Source organism: Paenibacillus sp. FSL H8-0457, from assembly GCF_038051935.1.
Taxonomy (GTDB): Bacteria; Bacillota; Bacilli; order Paenibacillales; family Paenibacillaceae; genus Paenibacillus_AQ; species Paenibacillus_AQ lautus_A.
In genome coordinates, this window is record NZ_CP150293.1 from 93984 (window position 1) to 119628 (window position 25645).

At 50.9% G+C, this 25645-nt stretch carries 24 protein-coding genes and 1 riboswitch; of the genes, 11 read left to right on the plus strand and 13 right to left on the minus strand.

Going from position 1 to position 25645, the window contains the following annotated elements:
* Window positions 1-59: 59 nt before the first annotated feature.
* Entirely contained in the window at window positions 60-554 is a 495-nt protein-coding gene (gene tadA, locus MHI43_RS00440) for a tRNA adenosine(34) deaminase TadA (protein ID WP_012818344.1), read from the minus strand.
* Between the two features lie 391 nt (window positions 555-945).
* Between tadA and MHI43_RS00445 the strand changes: the two genes are divergently transcribed.
* A complete protein-coding gene (locus MHI43_RS00445) occupies window positions 946-3210 on the plus strand; it encodes an ATP-binding protein (RefSeq protein WP_341283209.1) in 2265 nt (754 codons plus the stop codon).
* A 34-nt stretch (window positions 3211-3244) separates the two neighbouring features.
* Window positions 3245-3946, plus strand: a complete 702-nt coding sequence (gene rluF, locus MHI43_RS00450; protein ID WP_036662880.1) for a 23S rRNA pseudouridine(2604) synthase RluF — start codon at window positions 3245-3247, stop codon at window positions 3944-3946.
* 123 nt (window positions 3947-4069) lie between these two features.
* Here rluF and motB read toward each other — a convergent pair whose 3' ends face one another.
* Window positions 4070-4876: a flagellar motor protein MotB gene (gene motB / locus MHI43_RS00455; protein ID WP_009595545.1), complete on the minus strand. Its 807-nt coding sequence runs from the start codon at window positions 4874-4876 to the stop codon at window positions 4070-4072.
* Entirely contained in the window at window positions 4860-5660 is an 801-nt protein-coding gene (motA, locus tag MHI43_RS00460; protein WP_009595558.1) for a flagellar motor stator protein MotA, read from the minus strand. Before motA ends, motB begins: the two co-directional genes overlap by 17 nt.
* Before the next feature lie 191 nt (window positions 5661-5851).
* Here motA and MHI43_RS00465 point away from each other — a divergent pair, with 191 nt between their 5' ends.
* Together MHI43_RS00465 and MHI43_RS00470 are read left to right on the plus strand one after the other, a co-directional pair.
* Window positions 5852-6145: a hypothetical protein gene (locus MHI43_RS00465; protein WP_009595521.1), complete on the plus strand. Its 294-nt coding sequence runs from the start codon at window positions 5852-5854 to the stop codon at window positions 6143-6145.
* Between the two features lie 107 nt (window positions 6146-6252).
* Window positions 6253-6567: a 4a-hydroxytetrahydrobiopterin dehydratase gene (locus MHI43_RS00470; RefSeq protein WP_012818348.1), complete on the plus strand. Its 315-nt coding sequence runs from the start codon at window positions 6253-6255 to the stop codon at window positions 6565-6567.
* A 101-nt stretch (window positions 6568-6668) separates the two neighbouring features.
* On the opposite strand, the gene MHI43_RS00475 is transcribed toward MHI43_RS00470, so the two are convergent.
* The 5 genes from MHI43_RS00475 to MHI43_RS00495 form a co-directional block, all read right to left on the minus strand.
* Window positions 6669-7025: a cytochrome c gene (locus MHI43_RS00475; protein WP_036662889.1), complete on the minus strand. Its 357-nt coding sequence runs from the start codon at window positions 7023-7025 to the stop codon at window positions 6669-6671.
* Window positions 7026-7186: 161 nt separating this feature from the next.
* Entirely contained in the window at window positions 7187-7687 is a 501-nt protein-coding gene (locus MHI43_RS00480) for a GNAT family protein (protein ID WP_036662877.1), read from the minus strand.
* A 505-nt stretch (window positions 7688-8192) separates the two neighbouring features.
* On the minus strand, window positions 8193-8666 hold the full coding sequence (locus MHI43_RS00485; protein WP_012818351.1) for a C40 family peptidase: 474 nt from the start codon (window positions 8664-8666) through the stop codon (window positions 8193-8195).
* A gap of 4 nt (window positions 8667-8670) precedes the next feature.
* Window positions 8671-8806: riboswitch (cyclic di-AMP (ydaO/yuaA leader) on the minus strand.
* Between the two features lie 346 nt (window positions 8807-9152).
* Complete coding sequence (locus MHI43_RS00490; RefSeq protein WP_036662875.1) at window positions 9153-9980, minus strand: hypothetical protein; 828 nt, start codon at window positions 9978-9980, stop codon at window positions 9153-9155.
* 11 nt (window positions 9981-9991) lie between these two features.
* Complete coding sequence (locus MHI43_RS00495; RefSeq protein WP_036662873.1) at window positions 9992-11983, minus strand: M1 family metallopeptidase; 1992 nt, start codon at window positions 11981-11983, stop codon at window positions 9992-9994.
* A gap of 147 nt (window positions 11984-12130) precedes the next feature.
* On the opposite strand from MHI43_RS00495, the gene MHI43_RS00500 reads away from it, so the two are divergent.
* Entirely contained in the window at window positions 12131-12649 is a 519-nt protein-coding gene (locus MHI43_RS00500) for a YwhD family protein (protein WP_012818354.1), read from the plus strand.
* A gap of 94 nt (window positions 12650-12743) precedes the next feature.
* Here the strand turns inward: MHI43_RS00500 and MHI43_RS00505 are convergent, their stop codons facing one another.
* From MHI43_RS00505 to MHI43_RS00515, 3 genes are all read right to left on the minus strand, one after another.
* Window positions 12744-13913, minus strand: coding sequence for a copper amine oxidase N-terminal domain-containing protein (locus MHI43_RS00505; RefSeq protein ID WP_036662871.1), 1170 nt, complete (start codon window positions 13911-13913; stop codon window positions 12744-12746).
* A gap of 181 nt (window positions 13914-14094) precedes the next feature.
* A complete protein-coding gene (locus MHI43_RS00510; protein WP_012818356.1) occupies window positions 14095-16356 on the minus strand; it encodes a heavy metal translocating P-type ATPase in 2262 nt (753 codons plus the stop codon).
* Complete coding sequence (locus tag MHI43_RS00515; protein WP_012818357.1) at window positions 16357-16737, minus strand: metalloregulator ArsR/SmtB family transcription factor; 381 nt, start codon at window positions 16735-16737, stop codon at window positions 16357-16359.
* Window positions 16738-17145: 408 nt separating this feature from the next.
* Between MHI43_RS00515 and MHI43_RS00520 the strand changes: the two genes are divergently transcribed.
* Entirely contained in the window at window positions 17146-18024 is an 879-nt protein-coding gene (locus tag MHI43_RS00520; RefSeq protein ID WP_012818358.1) for a hypothetical protein, read from the plus strand.
* A 106-nt stretch (window positions 18025-18130) separates the two neighbouring features.
* On the opposite strand, the gene MHI43_RS00525 is transcribed toward MHI43_RS00520, so the two are convergent.
* Complete coding sequence (locus tag MHI43_RS00525; protein ID WP_012818359.1) at window positions 18131-20191, minus strand: PBP1A family penicillin-binding protein; 2061 nt, start codon at window positions 20189-20191, stop codon at window positions 18131-18133.
* A complete protein-coding gene (locus MHI43_RS00530) occupies window positions 20191-20322 on the minus strand; it encodes a hypothetical protein (protein WP_341283210.1) in 132 nt (43 codons plus the stop codon). Before MHI43_RS00530 ends, MHI43_RS00525 begins: the two co-directional genes overlap by 1 nt.
* A 201-nt stretch (window positions 20323-20523) precedes the next feature.
* Between MHI43_RS00530 and speE the strand changes: the two genes are divergently transcribed.
* From speE to MHI43_RS00555, 5 genes are all read left to right on the plus strand, one after another.
* Entirely contained in the window at window positions 20524-21351 is an 828-nt protein-coding gene (speE, locus tag MHI43_RS00535) for a polyamine aminopropyltransferase (RefSeq protein WP_012818360.1), read from the plus strand.
* Window positions 21352-21369: 18 nt separating this feature from the next.
* On the plus strand, window positions 21370-22239 hold the full coding sequence (speB, locus tag MHI43_RS00540) for an agmatinase (protein ID WP_036662869.1): 870 nt from the start codon (window positions 21370-21372) through the stop codon (window positions 22237-22239).
* A 495-nt stretch (window positions 22240-22734) separates the two neighbouring features.
* Window positions 22735-23220 carry an SRPBCC family protein gene (locus MHI43_RS00545; protein WP_036662867.1) on the plus strand — a complete coding sequence of 162 codons (486 nt, stop codon included), beginning with the start codon at window positions 22735-22737 and terminating at the stop codon, window positions 23218-23220.
* 516 nt (window positions 23221-23736) lie between these two features.
* A complete protein-coding gene (locus MHI43_RS00550) occupies window positions 23737-24702 on the plus strand; it encodes an ABC transporter permease subunit (RefSeq protein WP_036662865.1) in 966 nt (321 codons plus the stop codon).
* A complete protein-coding gene (locus tag MHI43_RS00555; RefSeq protein WP_036662862.1) occupies window positions 24702-25571 on the plus strand; it encodes a carbohydrate ABC transporter permease in 870 nt (289 codons plus the stop codon). The genes MHI43_RS00550 and MHI43_RS00555 overlap by 1 nt, the downstream gene beginning before the upstream one ends.
* The last annotated feature ends 74 nt before the right edge of the window (window positions 25572-25645 follow it).

Genomic DNA, 25645 nt, shown 5'->3' on the forward strand with positions numbered 1-25645 from the left:
AGAAAACCCGGCCATGACGGCCGGGTTTTCTGTGTTCATTCCTCTTTCGGTACATAAAATCATATTTTCCCGCGTAAACGCCGAAAGAACTGAGTCAGCAACGATGCGCATTCTTCCTGCAGCACGCCGTCCACCACGTGCGTCCGATGATTAAAGCGCGGCTCTTGAAGCAGATTCATCAGTGTGCCCGCACAGCCTGCCTTGGGATCGCCTGTGCCGTAGATGAGCTGCGGAACCCGGGACTGAACAATGGCACCTGCACACATGGGACAAGGCTCCAGCGTCACGTATAATCGACAGTCGAGCAGCCGCCAGGCTCCAAGATGCCGGCTGGCCTCCCGGATCGCTACCATCTCGGCATGAGCCGTACCATCGTAAGTCGTTTCACGCAGATTATATCCACGGCCAATAATTTCATCGCCCCGTACGATGACAGCACCAATAGGAACTTCACCGAGCTCTTCGGCCTTCCGGGCTTCCGCGATGGCTTCTCGCATCCAGCGTTCATGATTTTCGTTATCCACAGCCAGTGGGTCTATTGAATGTGATATCAATCTAAAGTCTCCTTTCGCTGCCTGCTAAAACCCTGTATTTATACCCAATGTTCAACGAACATTTATTCGTTTGTTAACATGATGTGGACAGAATTGTGGATAAGTAAAAAATTATACACAAAGTTATACACATTATCCACAGATAAGTTGTGTATTTGTGCGCAATCTGTGGATACGTCGTTTTATTTATCGGGATTAGCCTCTTATATTGTAAGGATTCCCTAATTCAATAGCAATGCGATTGCGGAAAAAACCCGTCAGCCGCAATACGGCTTGTCTTTTCAAACGTTCGTGATCAAGGTATCATGAGGGTATATATTCACAAGTCGTCGATGTGACAGCAGAAAGGTGAAGATGCCACTTGTCGATTAAGACGAAATTATCGATGATCATGTCCATATCGGTATTATTTATCCTTCTGCTTAACATTACGCTGAATTATTACACGACCCAGGAAAACCTGCAGCAGGATAGTGAAACCAAAATGGTGATGGCCGCCACGCAGATCGCCATTACGGTTCAGCAAACCGGCTTTAGCTCTGCGTATGTGGATAACATTTTCGGGGATATGCTGAAGGTAGCAGCAGTTAATGCGGCAAAGGCCTTAGATCCCGATATTAACAATATAACCAATCAGCAATTGGCCGAATTAAGTAAAGAGATCGGTGTGACCCACATTTCGCTGCTGGTTCGAACCAACGATGATATCGTTGTTGCCCGTTCCTCCTCCCAAGACGAAATCGGCCTTTCCACAAAAAACTGGGGGTATTGGCATACCGCATTTCTGGAATTGTTCCAGCATGGCAAAGTCGTGTCCGTTACGGAGGGGCAGCGTGCCGAGCATTTCTGGTCCGGACCGTTCGAGTTCTCCACATCCAATCCGGAATTCATTGATAAATGGGGATACTATTATGATGGCAAGCGGAATTATATTATCGATCCCTACATCCGGAATTCGAATATCAAGGATTTTGTGAAGATCACAAGCCCGAACACCGTGGTGGAGGAGACTTTGAAATCGAATCCGCGGATATTGGAAGTGACGGGCATCAACCCCGAAACGTTTGGCAATGAATATATGAGAGAGGATGGAACGGACGATGTTCACCACAAGCTCCGCAATCGACCGATCACGTTCGGCACCTACAATTATGGGAGCCTGGATCAAGATACGGAAGCTGTGCAGAGGGCCGTATCTACCAGCGACAATGTGGTGTTTGTCAGCACCATCAATAATAAGAAGGTGTTAAAAAGCTTCATTCCCATCCTGTCCGAAAATAAACCGACCAGCGTGATCAGTGTCGTCATGGATTATGAAGCCATCTCTTCCGTGATGAGGGAGCAGATGATCAGCCTGGTGGCTATTTCACTGGTTTTGCTCGAAATCGTGATTTTTGGCAGTTACATTGTAGCGGGTTATTTTACGAAGCCGATTCAGGCCATCCTGGGCACCGTAAACGATGTATCGGATGGTCACTTCGATCGTAGACTTGAGGTTAGCAGCCGGGACGAGCTGGGGCAGCTTGCAGGCCGCATCAATGCCATGACCCGCAATCTGGGTACCTACACGAGCCAGTTGAAGCAGATGGTGGATGAGAACCAGTCCGTTAAAGAATATTTAGAGTCCGTTATCAATCAGACGGCCGATGCCATTCATACAACCGACACCTATGAACGCGTGATCAGCGTGAATAAAGCGTTTGAGCAATTATACGGCTGGAAGGCGCACGAAGTGGTCGGGCGGAAGCTTGCGCTTGTGCCTCCGGCCAAAGAGGAAGAGGAGAAGGAACGCATCCGTCGTTTGCGGGCTGGTGAGCGGCTTCCGCCGGTGGAGACGGTCCGTCTGCGCAAGGATGGAAGCACGATTGAAGTGAGCATCAGCACCTCGCTTGTGCGGGACGAGAACGGTGAGGTTACCTCCATGATTAGCGTATCCCGCGATGTGACGGAACGCAATCGGATCGAGGAGCTCCTGCGGCGTTCGGAGAAGCTCAATACCGTGGGGCAGCTGGCTGCCGGGGTTGCGCATGAAATCCGGAATCCGCTTACGACCCTCCGAGGATTTTTGCAGCTTCAACAGCAGACTCACAAAGCGAATCCCGATCATATCGACCTGATGCTGTCCGAGCTGGATCGAATCAATCTGATCGTCAGTGAATTTCTGATATTAGCCAAGCCTCAGGCGATTAATTTCCAGGAGAGGGACGTGGGCGTCATTATGGGGGATGTCATCTCCTTCCTCGACAGCCAGGCGCATCTGTACGGCATCGAGTTCAAATTGGATTTTATTGAAGAACCGACCTTTGTGCATTGCGAAGAGAACCAGCTCAAACAGGTGTTCATAAATCTGCTCAAGAATGCCATTGAAGCCATGCCGGAAGGCGGCAATATATGGATCAGGCTTACACGCCCGCAGCCCGAACAGATACAGATCGATATTCGGGATGAAGGTCAAGGCATTCCGGAAGACATGATGCCGCATCTTGGCGAACCGTTTATTACGAATAAGGAAACGGGCACAGGCCTCGGGTTGATGGTAAGCCAGCGCATTATCCAGGGCCACCGGGGGACGATGGAAATCGAGAGTGAAGTTGGAGTAGGCACGAGAGTAAGTATTGTCCTGCCTGCGGTACCGCAGAAAACAATCGAAGGCTGAACATGAAGTAGTTACAGATAAGGGGATGGCATCTTTGAGAATCAATAAATTTATCAGCGAAACGGGATATTGCTCGCGTCGTGAAGCGGACAAGCTGGTGGAGAGCGGGAAGGTCACCATTAACGGGGTGGTTGCGGTCTTGGGCAGCCAGGCCGAGGAAGGCGACGATGTGCGGATCCAGGGAAAGCCGCTTCAGGACAAGAAGAAGCATGTATATATTGCTCTTAATAAGCCGGTCGGGATTACGAGCACCACCGAGTCGCATATTAAGGGCAATATTGTAGACTTCGTAGGCCATAACGAACGGGTTTTTCCCATTGGACGATTGGATAAGGACTCCGAAGGACTGATCCTGTTAACGAATGACGGAGATATCGTCAATAAGATCCTTCGCTCCGAAGGAAAACATGAGAAAGAATATATTGTGACGGTGGACCGTCCGGTTACTGAATCCTTCCTTCGCGGAATGGCCGGCGGCGTCAAAATTTTGGGGGAGATGACGCTCCCCTGTGAGGTCACGCGAATGTCCGAACGCGTATTTCGAATCATTCTGACGGAGGGGAAAAATCGGCAAATCCGCAGAATGTGCAGCGCTTTTGGTTATGAGGTTCGAAAGCTGCAGCGAATCCGGATTATGAATATTCGACTTGGCAGCCAACGTATCGGCTCATGGCGCGATCTTAATGACAAAGAGAAGGAAGAGCTTGGCCGGCTGCTGAACTATAAGCTCGAGTAGCAATTATAGTGTACCGGGTTTGTGAATCCCTTGTGTAAAAAGAAAACAACCGATGAGATCTGGAGGCCAGATGCATCGGTTGTTTAGGGTGTGTTATAGTCGGTTAGACCGTTCCTTTACCGGTTATTCATTCACGCTGGTAAACGTTGCGCTATCCTGGTATTTACGTATAATGGATACCTCAACCCTACGGTTCTTGGCTCGTCCAACAGCGGTGTTGTTATCGGCGATCGGATGGTATTCTCCATAACCGATCGGCATGAACCGTTTAGGGTCCAGTTCCGAGTTGGTGAGCAGAATCTTCATGAACTGCAATGCTCGATCCGAGCTTAAATCCCAGTTGGACGGATATTTGCTGTTGGAAATCGGCACATTATCCGTATGACCGGAAACAATGATCTCATAATCCGGGAATTTGTGAAGCATTTGCGATATGGCCTTGGCCAGTTTACGGGCCTCCGGCTTCACCACGGCTTCGCCGGACGGGAACAGGGCATTATCCCGGATCGTAATGACCAGCTGGGAGTGGTTTAACTTGGTGCTGAGCTCAGAGGTTAAACCGTTATTTTTAATATAATTATCGAGCTGTTTCTTCAGCTTCTCCAGATCCTCTTGTTCCTGACGCATCAACTCGGCACGACGTTGGTCAGGCGTTGTTGCGGGAACGGAAGGGGTTGTCGCTTTATGATCGTTAATATTAGGCGGGGTGTCGCTGGGCTCGGTCTTGCTGTAATCCAGCACGCCGGTTCCGCCGGTGAGAGCAACGCTGAAGGCTTCGCTCATTTCTTGAAATTTGCGTGCATCCGTCGCGCTCATGGCATACAAAACCAGGAACAGGGCCAGAAGCAATGTCAGCAGGTCTGCGTACGGAAGAAGCCAGGATTCGTCGGCATGCTCCTCGTGCGGCTCGTGTCTAGTCTTTTTGCTCACTAGCACCAGCCTCCCTCTCGCTGAGCTCAGCGCGTTCGGATGGTGTCAGGAACACGGAGAGCTTCTGATTGATTGCAATGGTGGATACACCGGATTGAATGGACAGCAGGCCTTCTACCATCATCAGTCGAATTTCAACCTCGCGCTTGGATAGGCGCTTGAGTTTGTTCGCAATCGGGTGACAGATGACATAACCGGTGAAGATACCGAGCAGGGTAGCAATAAACGCAGCCCCGATGGCATGGGCAAGCTCGCCCATGTCTTCCATATGGGATAGTGCAGCGATCAAACCGATAACGGCTCCGAGTACTCCGAGGGAAGGTGCATACATGCCGGCCTGGGAGAAGATCAGCGAGCCGGAACGATGGCGCTCTTCCGTGGCGTTGATATCTTCCATCAATACATCGCGTACGAATTCCTGATCGTTGCCGTCGATAATCATGCGCATTCCGTTACGCAGGAAGCTGTCATCGATCTCATCGACTTTGGTTTCCAGAGCCAGCAGACCTTCACGGCGCGTAATCGAAGCCCATTCCATGAACAGCTTGATCATGTCCGTCTTGTCCATCAGATTCTGTTTCACGAAGGTCATTTTGACCAGCTTCGGAATCTTTTTCAGCTCGGATAACGGAAATCCGATGAATAAAGTTGCTGCCGTACCGCCAAGAATGATTAGATAGGCTGCCGGGTTATACAAAGCGAGAAGGGAGGCACCTTTAAGAATCATGCCCACCAGTACCGCGACGATACCGATGATTAAGCCTATAATTGTTGAAATTTCCATACCACACCTCATCCGTGAGAAATAAAATAACGAATCCATTCGTCAGAACGGCTCTCATGGAGAACCGGGCCCCTTTTGTGGGGCGTTATCCTATTTATCGTCAGGTCGGGCTTTTTTTTTTAGTTGTAATTTCCGGTATAATGGAAGGAAGGGAAACGAAGCTTAGTACGGTAAGGAAAGGAGTGATTGAGATGGGTGTGAAGCACGGAAGGGATTACGGCGAAATCCTCGCGGAGTTGACCGAAGCCGTCGGGCGAATTTCCGACAGCTACGTTTTCTTTGAAATGGAAGCGGAGGATTGGGGCAATCTGGGCGAAGCCGAGCGGAATGAGGTTCATGAGGCGCTGGCGGAGGATTTGTTCTATGCGCTGGGCACGGAGCCGGTGATTAGCGTCGGCAGCGGCGTGGTCATGCATGACCAGAATAACCATCGAATACATATTTTGATCGGTGAAGAAGAGTTGGCCTTTGTGGCTCTTGTGTAATCACTCCAGTTATCAACGGAAACAGGGCAGAATAGAATAGATGACAGAAGCCCATACACGTGTCAGTCGGCTTTACGATAGGTTTTTTTCGGGGAGGAAGATAAAAGATGCTTTATACGCAGCAAGAAGTAGAGGCTCATCTGGAAAAGCTTGAGGGTTGGGAATTTGAACAAGGGAGATGGATCGTCAGGAAGTATACCTTCTCCTCCTTCATGAAGGGAATCGCTTTTGTTGATGAAGTGGCAGCTATTTCGGAAGCTTTCGGACATCACCCCTATATCACCATAGATTATAAAGTCGTTACGCTGCGTCTCACTTCCTGGGACGACGGCGGCATTACGGCTGTGGATATTAAGGAAGCACAGCAGTTTAACGAGGCCTATGAGAAAAGCCGTTCCAAGGACGGCAAGACGGGACAATAGACGGGAGTCGGATCCAACCGGCTCATAGCTCCCCAATATGTAAAAACACGCTTGCGCCGGGAGGTTCTCCAGGTTCAAGCGTGTTTTGCGTATAAGCTGATTTATTTTTTCTCAGCAAGGTACAGCGCGATGTTTGCGATTTCTTCAGGCTTAAGTTGATCCTTAAAGGAAGGCATACCCTTACGGCCTTTGGTTACAACGTTGAAGATCGCGTCCGCATCCATGTGTCCACCTACTTGATTCAAAGCCGGTCCAGCGCCGCCTTGAAGTTGGTCACCATGACAGCTGATGCAGCTTGCTTTCAGTGTGGCTTCCGCTGTGGCAGCATCCAGAGTCACTTCCGGCATAGTCGGCTTCTCTTCCTGAGCTACCTGTTCCTTGCCTGGGAGCGTAAACATCAGCGCAATAGCCAACGCACATGCGACGAAGAACAATCCGCTCATGATCCATTTTTGCATCGTCATATCGTCCCTTCTATGTATACTGCACTTTTGCACTTGTCTCCATTATAAACCAACATCCATAGACAGCATAGCCAGTTGTGACAAAAAAAGCAACTATACCGCGCACCTTCATAAAAAGTACACAAAATTGTGCCTTTTCATATAGACAAAGATTACTATTCCTCATTTGCCGGAGGCTCATACACCATGCAGTGGAAAAGGGCGTTTCCCGTCGGCGTAAGGCGCTCATACGTATCGGTGATATGAAAGCCCGCCTTTTCGTACGCGCGGATCGCACGTTCATTCCAGGTCATTACCTCCAGGTCGATCTCATCGGCAGGCCGCCTCCGCCTCGCTTCCCGGACAATCGTCTGCATAAACCGTTTACCCATTCCCCGCCCGCACCAATCAGGCCGCATGCCCAGCCCGATTCGCGTAACCTCATGCATCGGAAACAGTTGGGCAAATCCCCATAGCGTCTTCCGTTCATCCAAAATCGAAATGTACTGTTCCCGGCGGATGTCGGGATCCCCAAACTCGATCTCAAGCCCCTTCATCTGCTCCCAGGGAAGAAAAGCGTAAATGTTATAGGGAGGAGGATAGGTCCAGGCGCATATTTCTTTCGCGTGCTCTTCACGCATGACCACCGTATGAAATGAAATCGGTGCTGCATCCATTGGCAAAGTCCCCCTGTCATAATTACAAATTAAATTATACCCCATTTCTCAAACATTCTAGCCGCATCAAAAAGCCCGTCCAAGAGAAGTAGGTCTCCTTTGACGGGCAAACGGATATGTATGGGCAGGACGAGGATAAGACATCGAAGCTTAGGAGGATTCTCCGGTCGACTTTTCATACTGATCATTGCTCATGATGCGCTCGGCACCTACGTATCGCTGCTCGTAGTAGTCCTCAGAAAATAAAATCAATATTTTTCCATTAGGGTGTTTAATGAAGGGAGAGGAGGGTATATAAAGGGTAGAAGATGCAACGACATGAGGGGGCGAAGTGAATTCGCATAATAATTTTCTTTTTTTCTCGAAAAGTGGGAACTTTTTCGTTGTCCCAAACGTTATAAAGGTATACACAGAGCAGACAAAAGAAAAAGCCGCTGGATGAGATCGGCACAATCTCATACGCCCAGGGCTTCTTGTAAAGGATAAATCAATGAAGTTCCAGTAATTAATTGTAGTTCACAGCTACAGACTTGTACGTAGACTGACTCATGACTCGCTTAGCACCTACGTATCGATTGGCGTAATAGCTCTGGCTCAGCGGACTGATGATGACACCGCGCGAGGATGAGGAATGAGCGAATTTGCCGCCCCCAACATAAATACCCACATGAGATACACCTCTGCCGGATGTGTTGAAGAACACGAGATCGCCAGCTTTCAGCTTGCTCTTGGCTACGGCCGTACCGACTTTGTATTGAGCTCCAGACGTGCGCGGCAGGCTAAGACCAAGTTTCTTGTAGATATAGCTGGTGAATCCGGAGCAGTCAAAACCATTCGTTGTGGTTCCACCTGTTTTATAAGAGACACCAATGGCTGGTTTGATTGCAGTATTTAATTTGGAATCGGCGAAAGCGCTTCCGGTCCCTAATGTGAGTGCGAGGGCCAGGCCTAGAGAAATGGCCGTTAACTTCTTTTTCAAAACAAAAAGCTCCTTCCATTGCCTGCGAGGTTAGCTTAAGGGTTCGGTTGAAGGTCCCCTATGATCCCTCTCTTGCGAGATCAATTCACCCAAAACGGATCCCCCGCTTCCCAATCATGGGAATTCGGCTCCTTAAAATGTTGATGAACCCATTCATAGACGTCTGACGTTCCAACATGCTTAACGAAATTACATAGTTCCAGCAAAAAGTTACAGTAAAGATGACAAAGTTGTTACTAACATATTCGTTATTTTAGCAGAGTATTAACAATTTGGCAAATGAGGAAAGCTCATTTTTATACAAAAAAACCTGTCCCCATCATGCGGGATCAGGTTTTTTTGTAACTTGGCCATCGGAAAATGTAATATTGAGGAAAAATGAGCTTCTATTCTTTGTAAAATCAAGTCCGAGAGAGAAATGTGTCGCTTCCGATTACAGCATATTTACGAGCTTGTTTATCATATGATGGTAACGAAATGTAACGATTAGGCATGCTGCGAAGAAGAATCCCGCCACAAATGATATTGGGCGGAAATTACCCAAATTTGGAAGAGTCCATTTAAAAAATAAGAGGCTTGCTGAATAATCAAGCCGATCAATCCCGCCCAGAAGAGCGATGCCGAGCTCAGGAGCAAAAGAATGACGCAGGCCGATCCGCCAACGGTAAGGGATAACAGCACAGCCGTGCCCAGTCGGCGGAAGAGCGCAAGAACGGAGCTGATCATGCCGGAATTGTCCGTACGGCCGAATTGCATATAGAGCAATAACAGGCGAATCAGATAGGCGTACAGAAACCAGCCGGCTGCATGAGGCAGCGCATGAAGCAGCAGAACCGGCTCATGGATCCCGTTCAGCAGGATCGGAAGGATTTTGGGCAGAATCCAGTATCCGGGCACAAAGGTAAGAACAAGTTCGATCAGATAAAATACCGTAACGGGCTTCCATAGCTTCTGCATGCCGGTGAAGAAGAATAATCCGCGCTCGCCCTTAGCCTCCTGGTGGAGGTTATAGAAGATGCCTGCCCGAATGAGCGGGGTACATACCATCCGGATCAGGAGCAGAGCGGCCAGAAGCCAACCATAGGTATGGACCGTGCCGCTTAACGATAGACTCATCTCGCCCTCGTAGAAGAATAACAGGCGACTAAGCTCGTTAGGGGCAGAATCCGGATACCGCATCAGCAGGGGGACGACTGCCGATTTTACAAGCCGGTACAGGCAATATCCCCACAGCATGCGGTACAAGAACAGCAGAATGGAGACGTATAATTGGTCTTTAACACTGATCCACCCTTGGCCTGCATAACTTTTCATGTGCTCCCCCCTCACCATGACAGGCTGCCGAACAACGTCTCCACAAGCTTGGTAATACTGAGATTCCAGCGTGTGACCACCTTCGGATCCATTCCTGCCTTCATATAGTTATTGATGTGTCTATTCTCCAGAACGATGGAGTATTTCGGATCAACCATGGCCCAGGCGAGCGGGGTGCTGTACTCCAGGGTGTACGTAACTTTTTCGTCCTTACCGCTCCAGGTTCGCTCCACCGTTTTGCCGTCTTCAAAGGCGAACACGATAGGCACATCGGTTATATCTCCGTCCTTGCTCGTAATCTTGACCGTGGATTCATACCGCGGATGGTCTGACGTGCCTTTATTTTTGGTTTTGATCACATCGATGGCGACGTCGGCCATTTGGCTTCCATATACATATTGGTCAAAATACGATTGCCAGGATGTTTTGCTTACTTGCTCGACGACTTTCTGAAAATCAGACGTGGTTGGGTGCTTGAACCGATATTTCTGGGCATAGGTATGCATGATTTTCCCCATCATCTGTGGACCGACCTGCCGTTCAATGCCTTGCAGCACCAGCTTGCCTCTCGTGTAAACATTCAGCGCGTAGTTCTCGTGTGAGCTGTATTTCCAGGACTCCATCTTCAGCGGGGCAGGGGAGGTAATCGATGCTCCTTGAGCAGCGGTGTTGGAGGTAATGCCGTATTCCTTCTCCATCACTCTTTCTTCTGCATAGGTTGCAAAGGCCTCGTCCAGCCACGCTTCCTCAAATTCGTTGCTTGCGATCATTCCGTAAAAATATTGGTGGGCGATCTCGTGAATGACGGTCCGTTCGAGCTCATAACCCGGCGAATCGTTCTTGGCCCCGAAGGCCGTGACCAGCGTCGGGTATTCCATACCGCCTGCACCGTTGCCCGACTCCGGCGGGACGACGATGGACAACGTGGAATAAGGATAGGTTCCGTACCATTTACCGAACGAAGCCAGTGCCGACTTGGCGGCATCAAAGTAACGGTCCTTCAGGTCTTTATGGGCCGGATCGAGATACAGCTTGATGCGGACGCCCGGCACGCCCGGTGCCGAGAAGGCTTCCTCGGCCGTGACAAAATTGGGCGAGGCCGACCAGGCAAAATCGTGCACATCATCGGCATAGAATTGATAAATTTTTTCCCCGTTCGACTTTTGGGCGGGCTTGGTCGGGAATCCGGTCGCGGCGACAATGTAATTCTCGGGCACCCGGATGCGAACGCTGTAAATGCCGAAGTTGGAATAGAACTCGGAGTTGCCGTGGTATTGATGAAGATTCCATCCTTCCTCGGCTCTTCCGCGAAGTCCGGCCGGTTCATAGACCGATACTTTAGGAAACCATTGGCCAGCCATAATAAAATTCTCGGTGGTGCCCATGCGCGCGAATATTTTGGGAAGCTCGACTTCAAATTCCATGTGAATGGTGATGCTCTCCCCGCCCTTGATGGGTTTGGGCAATCTAAGTTTGACAAGGCTGTGATCCTTGATGTTCCCGTCATCGGGTTGGACGAATTGAAGGCGATGGGTCAGGGCCAGTCCTTCCGTGGTTTTCACATTGGTAATGGTCATGGAGCCGTACCCGTCGTCCGGCATGGGGTCGGAACGAAGCCTGCCGCCCGATTCCTTCATAAAGGTCGTTTCATCGGAAGCAAAGGCATTGGGATACAGATGAAAGTACAGCTCATTTACGCTTTTTTTGCCTGGGTGAGTCCAAGTGAGTGTCTGCTTGCCCTTAAGTTTGTTCTCCTCAGGCTCGTACCGAACATCCATGTGATATTCCACCAGCCGGTCGCTTAAGGCCGGAGCGGGAGTATCAGGCTGCACCTTAGGCGGTGAGAGCGGGGCCTTCTCCACGGCAGAGGCAGAGGGCTTGCCCGCATTTGGGGCAAGGACAGACGCTGAGGACCCTGGATTCAGAAATATCGGCATCGATCCTGCAAGCAAACCAAGGGCAAGCAGGGATGATAGAAAGACTTTGGCACGTGGTGGGACCATATCGAACAACCTCCCGTTGACAAGCATCTAGTGCATGTATATGTTTGCTTTTGGGGGATTATTAGTTAAAATAAAATTATTGGGACATGGTTATCAATTTAGCGGCTGATACGTGAGAATCGGCTCTGATATAGGAGGTCGGCAGCAGTGGAGAACGAAGATCAGAAGCAGGGTGCGAAGAAACCCATTGCGTTGAATATTATCAATAGCAAGAGTAAGCATAAGGGGTTTGGATCCGGCTCCATCGATCTGAACAGTTTGTCGCCTGTCATCATCGACAATGGCGAGGCGCGAGTGGATATTGGAGCCATGCATGCAAAGAGCAAGGTGGAGAAGGGCATCCGCTTCAGCATGAACCGTGATGAAGTGCCCAACGGACGCCAGGTATGGATCGTGTGGGTAGCTGTAGACCGTACCGCGGAAGGACAGCATTATGCAGGCATGACCGCGTGCGAAATGTGGATCGACCATGATGCCCGCCGCGGCTGGAAAATCCTCGCCGACCATGTGAATAAAATGGATGCGGCGATGAAGCGCAAGATTATTCTGGATGGGCTTGGCGACGTGGAGAAGAAAGCGCTGCGCGAACTGCTGATCTCCCGTAACGAGGAATGGTGGAATGCCTCGCCGGAGGAGTTTAGAGAAGCTCTTCAAACAGCGGAATGATACCATAAATAAGCATTTTTCTAGATGCGGACATAAGGAAAGACCGGTTGGATTCGTGAATGAATCCGCCGGTCTTTTTTTGTGATTGATACGGTTAGAATGGAAGGGCGTAGGTCAGCTCTTTCTTTATATCAAGAAACGGATTTTCGTATTGAAGCTTCAGCTTGCCGCCGGCATATCCGTCATACGTAAGGCCGTCTCCGATGAAACCCACTTCGTTTGGCGGCATCTCTTCAATAGCTTTGATACTCTCCTCGTCCAAAAGTTCGGGATAGATAAGTTCTGCGGACTTGCCTGTCGGTTCAACGATATACAGGGTTGCCTTCGTATAGGGACGGACGAGCAGGAAGTCCCGTTCGATCGCTTCCACAATAAAATGATCGTCAACACCGGTGAGGGCGGCCAGATCGTAGGTTTTTACCGTTTTGCCCATCGGATGAACCAGCTCCAGCGTGCTGCCATTCATCATGGCGATATTGCCTTTGTAGCTGAGTTGGTCCGGATGATAGTTGATCCCGGCAAAATTGGTGTGATTGGTTTTGGAAAGCTTCAGGATTTTCTTGTCTTGAATGAGCACCCGATATCTTCCTTCATGGATATGGGGTTCCCCGTAATAATTGGACAAGTCGACGACATAGGTATTGCTGTTGATGCGATGTGCGTTCAAGCCCACTTGATCGATATCCTCAACCGGGAGAATGCCGACTTTCGTTGGCGTCGTTCCGGCTTTCCCCATGGACAGCATACCGGTCTCGCGATTCACCCAGAACAGCATATTGGCCTTGGAGGCATAAGCGTATCGGGACCAGGAATCAAAGGTGGTTCGAAGTCCGGATTTGCTGTCGTACTTCAGCTGAATGCCGAAGCCTTTGGTAATCAGGCTGGCGGGAACATAAGTCACGCCTTTCTTCACAACCGGAGCCGCCTCGAGCTTCAAAGCGGTACCCTTGGCATTCACGGCGCGCGAATTTCCAATAATAATGCGAACAGACTGGGTCGGGCTGTTAATGTACAGCTCGTTCTTTCCAGGGATCGTCAGCTGCAGCTGCAGCTGCTCGGAAACTTCCTTCAGTGGAATGAACACGACGCCTTTGTTTGTATAAGGTTTATGCTTCACATCGAGCGCGCTCCAGGCTGCCTTGCTCTGCGATGTGGAGGCTGCTGCCGCATGGGCAGGAATGGTTATGAGCGATGAGGATGTAAGCATTAAAGACAATGCTATGGATGCGGTACCTGCTAGTTTGATGATTTGTACGGATTTCATTGTAATTCCTCCTTCTGTTTTCACTCCCGCCTATATAAACGACTAAATAATGGGAAATGTTTCATCAAATCAAAAAATCATGTAAAAAATGATATATGCGATGAAGCAAAGCTGAGGGGAGAGGGAGCGTCCGAACCTAAAAAACCGGAGCTGCCCAGAAGGGACGCAGCTCCGGTTTATATCAATGTCCTGATTGCAGCTCCTGATCCTTGCCAAGCAGAATGGTGAGACCCAGCAGGGTAACGATAATGGTGGCCCCCATGTCCGATATGATCGCGATCCATAGGGTCAGCCAGCCCGGAATCGTTAGCAGCAGAGCGATGGCCTTCAGCGACAAGGAAAGTCCGATGTTCCATTTAATAATCCGGTTGACTCGTCTTGCCGTCTTGATGGCTCCGGGCAGCTTACCAAGGTGATCCTGCATCAATACGATGTCGGCGGTTTCGATGGCGCTGTCCGTTCCTTTTCCCATTGCGATGCCCAGATCGGCAGCGGCCAATGCAGGGGCGTCGTTAATGCCATCGCCGACCATGCCGGTCTTTTTGCGGGAGCTAAGCTCCTTGATTTTGGCAACCTTCTGTTCCGGCAGCAGGCTTGCGAACACCCGCGATACGCCGGATTGTTTCGCGATCGCCTGCGCCGACTGCTCATGGTCGCCCGTCAGCATCACCGTATCCGTGATTCCAGCCTCGTGAAGCTTGCGGACAACGGCTGCGGTCTCCGGCCTAATCTCATCGGCAAGACCGAATTGACCTAATACGCGCTCCTCGCTTACGGCGGCAACGATCGTGTACCCCTGGGCCTTCATTCTCCGAATGTCATCCTCAACGGCACGGATATGATCTTGAGGGCCGCTCACATGCTTCAGCACTTCCTCGCTGCCCACCCAGAACAGCTTCCCTCCGATTTCAGCCTGAATGCCTTCACCCGGCAGCACCGTAATCTGTTGAGGTTCATTAAACATGCAATGCGGCTGCTTGATCTCCAGATGTTTCATGACGGCTTTGGCCAACGGATGGAGCGAGGATTGCTCCAGCGCGCCTACCACGGCATAAAATTTATCCTCATCATATACGGTTTCCGCGTAGACGGCCGGCTCGCCCTTGGTCAGGGTTCCCGTCTTGTCGAAAGCGACGGCTTCCAGGCGTCCGAGCTGCTCCAGATGGACTCCGCCTTTAATTAGAATGCCGTTGCGTGCCGCGCGGGTCATCCCGCTAACCAGCGCTATCGGCGAAGAGAGCACGAGCGAGCAAGGACACCCGACAATGAGAATGGACAGCCCCTGGTAAACCCAGGTCATCCAGGGCTGATTCAGCAGCAACGGAGGAATCAGCGCAACAGCCAATGCGATGATCATAATGGCTGGCGTATAGTATTTAGCAAATTTATCGATGAATAGCTCCGTCGGCGTCTTGCTGTCCTGCGCCTCCTGCACAAGATGCATGATCTTGGCCAGGGAGGAATCCTGATAAGCCTTCGATATGGCGATATAGAGCACGCCGTCGGTACTTACGCTGCCGCCAAATACGGCGTCGCCCTCCCGTTTCGTAACAGGCACCGATTCTCCGGTTATGGCAGCTTCGTTCACCGCGCCGGTTCCCTGGGTTATGGCTCCGTCCGAAGGAATTTTCTCGCCAGGTCTTACCCGGACAACGTCTCCGGGAGAGAGGCTCTCGATCGGCACGCGTTTGGTTTGGCCGTCTACCCAAAGCTCGGCTTCCTTCGGCGCTGCGGCCAGCAGCGCTTCCATGGATTGGCGGGCACGGTTCATGCCGTAGCCTTCCAGCAGCTCATTGAGGCCGAAGAGAATGGCAACGAGCGTGGCTTCCCGCCACTCCCCGATGATGACGGCACCTACGAGCGCAACGGTCATCAGGGTATCCATATTGAATTTGAAGCGGGTCAGGTTACGCAGTCCGCGCAAAAACGTCGTATACCCGCTCAATATCATGGCACCTGCATATAATGCGATCACAACCGACTCGGCGGCGTTCCCTTCTAATAGAAAAGTCAGCAGATAAAACGCAGCCGAGATGGACAGCAGCCACTTCATTTTTCGTTCGCTGCCATGGCTGTGTCCATGTCCATGTTCATGGCTTTGTCCGTGGTCGTGTTCTTCTGACGCACCATGAGCGTGCGACGAAGAGGCGGGCCGAACATCAGCGCCGGCAGCCGAAAGGGCTGTTTGCGGGGCATGAACGATACGGGCGCCATCACTTTTCAAAATGGTTTCTACCCGGTTTAGGTTCACCTGGGGGGAAAGGGTCAGCTTTCCGCTGTTATAACTCAGCCGGGCGTCGCTTCCATGGTCGAGCTTCTGGATCTCCTCCTGCATTTCACGGGTGCAGTTCGGGCACGAGAGGCCCTGGACCTTGTATTCAACAAGTTTGCTGCCACCTGCTTCAGGAGATGTTTTGGATTGCTGATGGTTGTCCGTGCTCATCTACACCCTCTCCTTCTGGTGCTCCAGCGTCATATGAAGCAAAGTCCGGATATGGTCGTCTTTTAGCGAATAGTATACATTCTTACCCGCCTTGCGCGATTTGGCGATATTCTTGTTCTTCAGCGTGCGCAAATGATGGGAGGCTGTTGCGGTGGAGCTTCCGAGAACTTCAGCCACGTCGCAAACGCATAACTCGCCGCGGTCCAGCATATAGGCTACCTTGACCCGCGTCGGGTCGGCCAGCGCCTTGAAGATCTCGGCCATGCCGAGCATATCATCATCCGAAACCGTTTCTTTTAACAAAGCAACCCTCTCGGTTGAAGGACATTCCGTTTCACACAGCTCCAGAGCCACGTCCTCTTTCATTGTTCGGACATTCATAAGATCAACCTCCTTGAAATAGGAGCAATAAGTGCTCTTTATTCTATATATTCAAACGTTGATTTGATTGTTAGTCATAATATACCCGATTTACACATGATATTCAAACGAATATTTGATTGTTCACAAGCTTTTCACAGCGCAGGTTATGATCCGGCAAGTCATATCATATGAACCAATTCCAGCGTTAGGCGCAGCGGCCGCACAGAAAATCCTTCCATTTCATTTCACGCCAACTTATACTATTAGCAAAAAGATGTAAAATTCGCACAGGAAGAGTATCTGCGGCCCAGGCGCCTCAAGCGCTGCATCATATCCTGTACGGGCCATCGTTTCGACTCGAATGTGTACATTATCTAATACCTATCCTTCGATTTGCGGATGTGTATAAACAGGGGAGGCCGGAGTATGACTTGTCCGATATGTCGATATGAAACGGAAGATGGGAAATATTGCAAGAAATGCGGGGCCAGGCTGATTATCGAGGATTCCCCCGTCTTTGCGGCCATGAAGGAGCAAGCTGCTGCGTCGGAAATTTACGGCGTCGCCAGGCGAGGCGGAAGCATAAATAGGGAGATTTCTCATGTGCGCCAAGGAGAAGCTGCTCTGCCGGTGTATACTCCGCCGGATATTTCATTTCCTACAGCAGGCCGCCAGCATGCCGAAGAGGAAGAGGGGCCGAATCCTTATTGGACCAGCTTAAAATTGTATGGGCAGCTCTATGGGGACCATTTCCTGAAGGGGCTAAGGCATCCCTTCAGCGCAGCTGCCGTAACGGACAACAGCCAGTTCCTAAACGCGATCGTATCCATGCTGCTCTATATTGTGCTCCTTCCGCTCGCGCTGTACGCAGCGCTTCATCATGAACTGCAGGGACTCCCGGAGGGGGCGTTTGTAGATCTAGTCTTGAAGCCTATTGTCTGGATTGCGATTTTCTTGTTTTTGCTGAACGTCTTTACCTTCGCTGCAGTCAAGCTGTCATTTAACCCGGCTGCGAAGCTGAAAGAAGTCATGGCCAGATTCGGCACATTGCTGCCGCTATACCTTGTGTTGTATGCGATCAGTTTGTTGTTCCTGTTTCTTAATGGCGATATATCCAAGGTTATCATCCTTCTAGCGTTCATCAGCACCGTGATGACCGTGCCGTTATGCGTCATGACCGGCTACAAGAGAAGAGTGGCCGGCGGCCTGGATCCGCTGTATGCGATCCTGCTGGTCTACGTTGCAGTCATGCTCGTCATCGTGCTTCTGGGCAGCTCCATGATCGAATATATGAGCATTTTATAAGAAGCCATCTACATAATGAATCGTGAAAAAGAGAAAAACAGCAGGCTCTTTATCGGGAACGCCCGGAAAAAGAGCCTACTGTTTTTTGACGTGACGGGCTATCCGTTTATTCGACCCACCATCGTTTGAAATCCTTCCACCAGGAACGTTCCTCCTGTTTCTCGGCAGCATCTGCAGGGTTAGCCTTCTTGGCGGACTCCCCGCCTTCATGTTCGTCGCAATACTCCGTGGGTTCCGTCCCTTTGACGAAAACCTCCAGCATTTTGTCCGGACAGCCGGCGCCTGCAAGCTTGCCCGTCTTCGGATCCACATACGCGCTGACGACTTCATCCGGGATCGGAAAAATCTTGGGCGGCACGTTCTCCAGTGCCTTCTCCGTATACTGCGCAAAAATCGGCGCTGCGCGCCGTCCGTCGACTTTGCTGATCTCCCGTCCTTTGTCATACCCGACCCATACCGCCGTCGACAGTTCCGGGGTATATCCGACGAGCCAGGCGTCGGTGTCGGTCGTGCCCGTCTTTCCGGCCACGGGCCGTTTCATCAGGGTGGAGACGCGGTTACCCGTTCCGCCGGTCTCGAATACCCCCTCCATCATGCGCGTCATCACGTAAGCTGCGGAAGGCTCAACCACTTGTTCGCCTTCCTCTTCCGGAGCCGTATACAAACTGCGGCCGGCCGCGTCGGTGATGCTCAGCACCGCGACAGGGGAGACCCGCTTGCCGCTGTTAGCCATGACGGCGTAAGCGGAGGCCATCTCCAGCGGGCTGACGGGCGAGGTGCCCAGGGCCAGCGAAGGGACAGGCTCCAGCGGACTCGTGATGCCCATCTTTTTCGCCATGTCGGCGACTTTATCCGGGCCGATCTTCATGATGGTATTCACGGCATAGATGTTATCCGAGGCAGCAATGGCTTCCCGCATGGGGATTTCGCCTAAATATTTATCGCCGAAGTTGCTGGGCTGGTACGTTTTGCGATTGTTATCGTAATGAAACAGGGTAGGCTGGCTGTTGAACACGCTGGTGCTTGTCATTTCCTTGGATGCAATGGCCGTTAAATACATAATCGGCTTAAATGAGGAGCCGGGCTGCCTGGTTCTGGCCAATGCGTGGTTGTATTGATTCTCGCGGTAATTCTTACCGCCGACCATAGCTTTGATGTGGCCGTTTCGCGGGTCGATGGATACGAGCGCCGTCTCCAGCTCGCTCTTGCTGTCCATGCCCTGGGATACGGCCTCTTCGGCTGCTTTCTGGGCCCGCGGATCCAGGGTTGTATAGATGTTCAAGCCGCCCTGTTCGAGCTGCTGGTCCGTGATGTTCAACTGCTTGGTGACGAGACCCCGGACATAGTCCCGGAAGTAGGAGGCAATTACTTTATTCTCCTGCCGGTCCTGCGGGAGCAGGGCAAGCTTGGCCGAAGCGGCTTTATCCGCCTCGGCCTCCGTGATGAATCCGGTCTCTGCCATGGCATTCAGGACGATCTGCTGTCTTTTGACCGCGTTGTCCATATGATTGTAGGGCGAGTAATACGTGGGCCCCTTCGGAATGCCGGCCAGCATTGCGCTTTCGGCCAAGGTCAGGTTTTTTGCCGATTTGCCGAAATACAGCAGCGACGCCGACTCGATGCCGTAAGCGCCGTGACCGTAATAAATTTCGTTCAGGTACATTTCGAGAATTTGATCTTTCGTATATTTCATCTCAAGCTGGGCGGTGAATTTGGCCTCCTTGAGTTTTCGTGTCCATGTTTTTTCATGAGATAGGTATAAGTTTCGTGCAAGCTGCTGGGTCAACGTGCTCGCTCCCTGTTTGCGGTCCATATGCTGCAGGTTGATCAATACGGCCCTGGCCATGCCCTTCATATCGAACCCGGGATGATCATAGAATTTTCGGTCCTCCACCGCCAAGGTGGCCTGAATCAGTAGGGGGGATATGTCGGCGAGGTTCACCTGCTCGGATGTATGTCCCGTGCTTGAGAATGTGGCGATCAAATCTCCCTGGCTGTCGAGCAGACGGGAGTAGCGGGATGTTTCCGCGACCGGCAGCGGCGTTATAAATAAATAGGCGAGCAGAATGCCGCCGGCGATGATGGAAATGCCAAGGAGTACGAACAGAAATGTAGCAAGCCGGACGAAACGACGTTTGCGCTTGGGTGATTTTTTTTGCCCCGGCATCAGATGTTCTCCTTCCAGTCCTTTTGTAGAGTCAAGGCCTTTGTGCCGCCAAAAATGGAGATGTGCTCAAATTCTCCTTGGCTGCCTTCTTTTTCTATACAGTATGGGGCTGCAGCGGTCAGGATATTCATCGGAAAGGGCGATGTTTTTGCTTCCGTTCGCATGTACCGGAACTTTTGGTTGCAATTTGGGCTTGATTTAATATAATCTAATTTGTTTGGTACAATAGGAAAAGTGTGAAACTGTAAGCTAAAGGCATCTGCCCCGAATAAAGTTTTACGGCTTGGATCTGGACGGCTGAACATTATTCTAGCGGAAAGAAGGTAGTGACGATGGAATTATGGTACACAGAGAAGCAAACCCCGACTTTTGGCATTACGGCTAAAATCCGGGAGACCTTTGTACATGAGAAGACGGAGTTTCAACAACTGGATATGATCGATACCGAGGAATTCGGGCGCATGCTCGTGCTGGACGGTATGGTTATGACTACGATTAAGGATGAATTCGTCTATCATGAGATGGTCGCTCACCCCGCGCTGAACACGCATCCAAATCCGAAGAAGGTTCTTGTCGTCGGCGGAGGAGACGGTGGCGTCATTCGCGAAGTGATCAAGCATCCGGGCGTAGAGAAGGCCGTACTCGTTGAAATTGATGGAAAAGTTATTGAATATTCGAAGCAGTACTTGCCTGAGATCGCCGGCAAGCTGGACGATCCGAAGGTTGAAGTGCTGGTTAACGATGGATATATGCACATTATCGAGCATAAGAACGAATACGATGTCATCATGGTGGACTCCACCGAGCCTGTAGGCCCGGCTGCTCCGTTGTTTGAGCGCGGATTCTATCAAGGGATCTATGAGGCGCTGAAGGAAGACGGTATTTTCGTGGCGCAAACGGACAATCCGTGGTTCAAAGCGGACCTGATTCAGCAGGTCAACAAAGACGTGAAGGAGATCTTCCCGATCGTGCGTGTCTATGGAGCGAACATTCCAACCTACCCAAGCGGTCTGTGGACCTTTACGATGGGCAGCAAAACATACGATCCGCTTGAAGTGGACGAGTCTACGATTGATGAGATGGATACGAAGTACTATTCGCCTCGTCTGCATAAAGCCGCCTTCGTGCTGCCGAAATTCGTAGAAGACTTGGTGAAATAAGGAGGCGCGCATAAACTGATGAAACTGGATCAAGGTTATTCCGGCAACGTGTTTATTCTGAGCTCCGAGGATTATGAAGGATCCAAGGCCGTCATCTACGGTATGCCGATGGACTTCACGGTTAGCTACCGTCCCGGCTCCCGTTTCGGCCCGGCCCGTATCCGCCAAGCATCCGTTGGCTTGGAGGAGTACAGCCCGTACTTAGATAAAAGCATTGAAGACATGACGTATTTCGATGCAGGCGACCTCATGCTGCCTTTCGGCAATGCGGGCCGCAGTCTCGAAGTGATTGGCGATTATGTAGGTAAACTGCTGGATGACGGGAAATTCCCGATCGGACTTGGCGGCGAGCACCTCGTATCCTGGCCGATCATTCAGAAGGTGTATGAGAAGTATCCGGATCTTATTCTGATCCATATCGATGCCCATGCCGATCTGCGCGAGCATTACGAGGGAGAGCCGTTGTCCCACTCCACACCGGTCCGCAAGGCGGCGGGCATTATGGGCGGCAAGAACATTTATCAGTTCGGCATCCGTTCCGGCTCCCGCGAGGAGTTCCAGTATGGACGCGAGAACATCAATTTCCACCCGTTTGAGGTAGCCGCTCCACTGAAGGAAGCATTGCCTTCCATGGGCAACCGTCCGGTCTACGTGACTATCGACATCGACGTGCTGGATCCGTCTGCCGCACCGGGCACCGGTACGGCAGAAGCCGGCGGCATCACGTCGAAAGAGCTGCTGGAAGCCGTACATCTGATTGCGAACTCCGATGTGAATGTTGTTGGCTGCGATCTCGTGGAAGTGGCGCCGATCTACGATCCGACCGAGCAGACCCAGATCGTGGCTGCGAAGCTGATTCGCGAGATGCTGCTGGGATTCGTGAAGTAGGGATTCCACCCACCCAAACCCTCCCTGCCAGGGAGGGCCCCAAGGGCGCTGCCCTCTGGACACCCGGAACTATGTTGTTCGGAGTGGGTATGAGGATATGAGCGGGGCTGGTGCTTGTTCCCGGCCACCGCTCGGTCTCCCCTGCGGGGACGCCCTCGTGGCCTCTTGAGCGCCCATATTGCAGCCGAGGCTATTCGCCGTCGGCAGTTGAAGAAAAAGCAAGCCTCCCCTACCTAAGCCTATGGCTATCGGGGTTGGCTTGCTTTTTCGCACTTATTGGAGGCCTCCTCGCGTGGTCTGCCCTGATGGGCATGCTCGGGGCCGGAAGTATCAGCCAGGTTGGCACTGCCGCTCGGCTGCGGTAGAAAAAGCAAGCGTCCCCTCATCGAAGCCCGCGGTAGCGGGGTTGCTTGCCTGAGCAATTGAGAAGAAATCCTCGACGATCCTATGGTGTAAACTTAAGATAGATTCAGATTTATTAAGGAGGGTTACATCATGACGAATGCTTCAAGCAAGAAGAGAACCGACACGGCATCAAGGGTTATTATGGCGTCGCCATCTACGATTTATCAGGCATTCTTGAATCCGGAGGCGCTGGCTTCGTGGCTTCCGCCAAAAGGGATGACAGGCCATGTCGACACGTTTGATGCCCGCGAGGGTGGGACTTATCGTATGATACTTACCTATAACGATACCGATCACTCGGCACCCGGTAAGTCTTCGGACAATACGGACGTCATTGAAGGAAAGTTTCTGGAGTTTGTTCACGAAGAGAGGGTTGTGCAGCTGGTCGAATTTGAATCTGATGATCCCAATTATGCGGGGTTTATGAAGATGACATGGGCATTGGAGCCGCTTGCGGAAGGCACCCAAGTCACGATCGTGTGTGAGAATGTGCCCGAAGGCGTACGGAAGGAAGATCACGATGAAGGCTTGAGGTCCACACTCGAGAATCTCGCCAAATCTACGGAGGGACAATAGACGGTCGGCTGTATAACGAAACAAACGAATTGTGATGAGGCATTTTCATGAACAAATCGTTTTGTAGATTTTATCAGGACCACGTTTGTGCTCTGAATGTTTGACTAGTTGCAATGATATTGGAAACAGGTGAGAGCAGCATGAGAAAATTCATCTATAGCTTAATTGCGGTCATGGTCGTCTTAACACTAATTTATATGTTTTCCATAACAACATCTGAATGAAGAACCAGCCACCTTCTCTATCGCTGCAGGTAGCTGGTTTTTTCTTTTCGGAGAAACCAAACCCATCCTCCATCCCATCAACAAATCCTTTTTACCCTCCCTCGGTTTGCTTGCTCCTCCCTAATTTCAAGTTCGACTTCAAATCCATTCATGGGTACACGATACGCGTAGTTATGGGAAGAATCGGCGATCTGCTCATTGCGTGTTGGATTGGACGATTGTGCCGATTTATCGGAAGCCGTTAATATTGGCGTTACATCGACCATATCGACGAAAAGGAGGTACGAATACGATGGCAGCCCAGTCACCCGAAATAAAGCGGAAGGATTTGATAACCGCCCGGTACCCAGGGACATCCCGTAAACGGTACATAGCCAACATCCGCAAGCATTGGATGCTGTATCTCATGATCATTCCCGGAATTCTCTATTATATTGTGTTTAAATATGTACCGCTGGCGGGCAGTGTCATCGCATTTCAGGACTATCAGATTTTCAAAGGCATCCTTGGCAGTCCGTGGGTGGGCCTGGACAATTTTGGATTTATTTTTTCCTACCAGGATTTCTACAACGTGCTGCGCAATACGGCGGTGATCGCTTTCTATCAGCTTGTTTTTGGTTTTCCTGCTCCGATCGTGCTGGCTCTGCTGTTCAATGAAATCCGCATCATGCTGGCAAAACGGGTCGTGCAAAGCATGTTCTATCTTCCGCACTTTTTATCATGGGTCGTTGTCGGCGGGATCGTCTTCGAGCTGTTATCCAACCAAGGGGTTGTGAATGCGGTGCGGGACTGGTTCGGCTACGAACCCGTTCTGTTCATGCAGGAGGAACGGTATTTCCGAGGAATTGTCGTCCTTTCCTCGATCTGGAAGGAAGTCGGCTGGGGCACGATTATTTATTTGGCTGCCATCGCCGGCATCAATCCGAATTTATATGAAGCAGCCGTTATGGATGGAGCAAGTCGGTGGAAACAAACGATCTATATTACGCTGCCCACGATGTTTCCGACGATTCTGGTGCTGTTCCTGCTGCAAATCGGTAATTTCCTGGAGCTCGGCTTCGATCAGATTTACAATTTACTGACGCCGATGACGTACTCGGTAGGCGATATCATCGAAACGTACGTCTATCGTGCGGGTGTGCTTCAGGGGCAATACAGCATGACGACGGCTATCGGGCTGTTCCAGTCCGTCATTGGGTTTATACTGCTGTGGATTTTTAACCGGTTGGCCAGAAAAACGGATCAGGGGTTGTGGTGATGAAAGCGACATTCGGAGAAAAAATGTTTCAGACGCTGAATTATGTGTTTCTGTTCGCTGCTGCGGTGACGATGCTGTTCCCGCTTCTTCAGCTGCTTGCCGTATCGCTCAGCTCCCCGGTAGCTGCCGATTCGAAGGAAGTATTTCTGCTCCCCGTGGAGTTTACAACCGCATCTTGGGAGCATGTATTAAAAAATAAAGGCTTGTGGACATCTTTCGGGATCACCGTATATATTACGATCGCCGGGACGCTGCTCAGCATGCTGTTTTCGGTCATGACGGCATACCCGCTTTCACGACGGGAATTTCTGATCCGCAAACAAGTCATGTTCGGCATTGTGCTAACGATGATTTTTAACGCGCCGATGATCCCGTTTTTTTTGACCGTTCGCGAGCTTGGCATGATGAACTCCTTGTGGGCTCTCATCATTCCCGGTCTGGTTGGCACGTTCAACATGATCATTATTCGGACCTTTTTCATGGGCATTCCCAGTGAACTGGACGATTCGGCGCGAATCGACGGATGCAGCGAATTCGGCATATTGTTCCGCATGTACTTGCCTTTATCCAAACCGGTGATGGCGACGGTCAGTCTGTTTTACGCGGTCGGATACTGGAACACCTTCTCCCGTGCGGTGCTGTTTATAAGGGATCCGGAGAAATGGCCGCTTCAAATGAAGCTGAGAGCATACCTCCAGTCTCCCGAGGAGCTGGCTGCGGTCAATCTGTTTCTTGGGAATTACGATTTCAACACGACAACATTGAAAGCGGCAACAATCCTGTTTGCTACCATTCCGATCATTCTGGTATACCCGTATCTGCAAAAATACTTTGTCAAAGGGTCCATGCTGGGTTCGTTAAAGGAATAAAGCAAAACGAGGCATGCGATATGAAATCGGCCTTGCGGCCGGTTTGATATAACTACCAATCCGAAAAAGGGGAG

Excerpts from the sequence above, each read along its gene's own strand:
- MHI43_RS00445 (WP_341283209.1), top strand. The coding sequence starts at position 946 with ATGTCCATATCGGTATTATTTATCCTTCTGCTTAACATTACGCTGAAT.
- motA (WP_009595558.1), bottom strand. The coding sequence starts at position 5,660 with ATGGAAATTTCAACAATTATAGGCTTAATCATCGGTATCGTCGCGGTA.
- MHI43_RS00465 (WP_009595521.1), top strand. The coding sequence starts at position 5,852 with ATGGGTGTGAAGCACGGAAGGGATTACGGCGAAATCCTCGCGGAGTTG.
- MHI43_RS00470 (WP_012818348.1), top strand. The coding sequence starts at position 6,253 with ATGCTTTATACGCAGCAAGAAGTAGAGGCTCATCTGGAAAAGCTTGAG.
- MHI43_RS00475 (WP_036662889.1), bottom strand. The coding sequence starts at position 7,025 with ATGCAAAAATGGATCATGAGCGGATTGTTCTTCGTCGCATGTGCGTTG.
- MHI43_RS00480 (WP_036662877.1), bottom strand. The coding sequence starts at position 7,687 with ATGGATGCAGCACCGATTTCATTTCATACGGTGGTCATGCGTGAAGAG.
- MHI43_RS00490 (WP_036662875.1), bottom strand. The coding sequence starts at position 9,980 with ATGAAAAGTTATGCAGGCCAAGGGTGGATCAGTGTTAAAGACCAATTA.
- MHI43_RS00495 (WP_036662873.1), bottom strand. The coding sequence starts at position 11,983 with ATGGTCCCACCACGTGCCAAAGTCTTTCTATCATCCCTGCTTGCCCTT.
- MHI43_RS00505 (WP_036662871.1), bottom strand. The coding sequence starts at position 13,913 with ATGAAATCCGTACAAATCATCAAACTAGCAGGTACCGCATCCATAGCA.
- MHI43_RS00510 (WP_012818356.1), bottom strand. The coding sequence starts at position 16,356 with ATGAGCACGGACAACCATCAGCAATCCAAAACATCTCCTGAAGCAGGT.
- MHI43_RS00515 (WP_012818357.1), bottom strand. The coding sequence starts at position 16,737 with ATGAATGTCCGAACAATGAAAGAGGACGTGGCTCTGGAGCTGTGTGAA.
- MHI43_RS00520 (WP_012818358.1), top strand. The coding sequence starts at position 17,146 with ATGACTTGTCCGATATGTCGATATGAAACGGAAGATGGGAAATATTGC.
- MHI43_RS00525 (WP_012818359.1), bottom strand. The coding sequence starts at position 20,191 with ATGCCGGGGCAAAAAAAATCACCCAAGCGCAAACGTCGTTTCGTCCGG.
- MHI43_RS00530 (WP_341283210.1), bottom strand. The coding sequence starts at position 20,322 with ATGAATATCCTGACCGCTGCAGCCCCATACTGTATAGAAAAAGAAGGC.
- speE (WP_012818360.1), top strand. The coding sequence starts at position 20,524 with ATGGAATTATGGTACACAGAGAAGCAAACCCCGACTTTTGGCATTACG.
- speB (WP_036662869.1), top strand. The coding sequence starts at position 21,370 with ATGAAACTGGATCAAGGTTATTCCGGCAACGTGTTTATTCTGAGCTCC.
- MHI43_RS00545 (WP_036662867.1), top strand. The coding sequence starts at position 22,735 with ATGACGAATGCTTCAAGCAAGAAGAGAACCGACACGGCATCAAGGGTT.
- MHI43_RS00550 (WP_036662865.1), top strand. The coding sequence starts at position 23,737 with ATGGCAGCCCAGTCACCCGAAATAAAGCGGAAGGATTTGATAACCGCC.
- MHI43_RS00555 (WP_036662862.1), top strand. The coding sequence starts at position 24,702 with ATGAAAGCGACATTCGGAGAAAAAATGTTTCAGACGCTGAATTATGTG.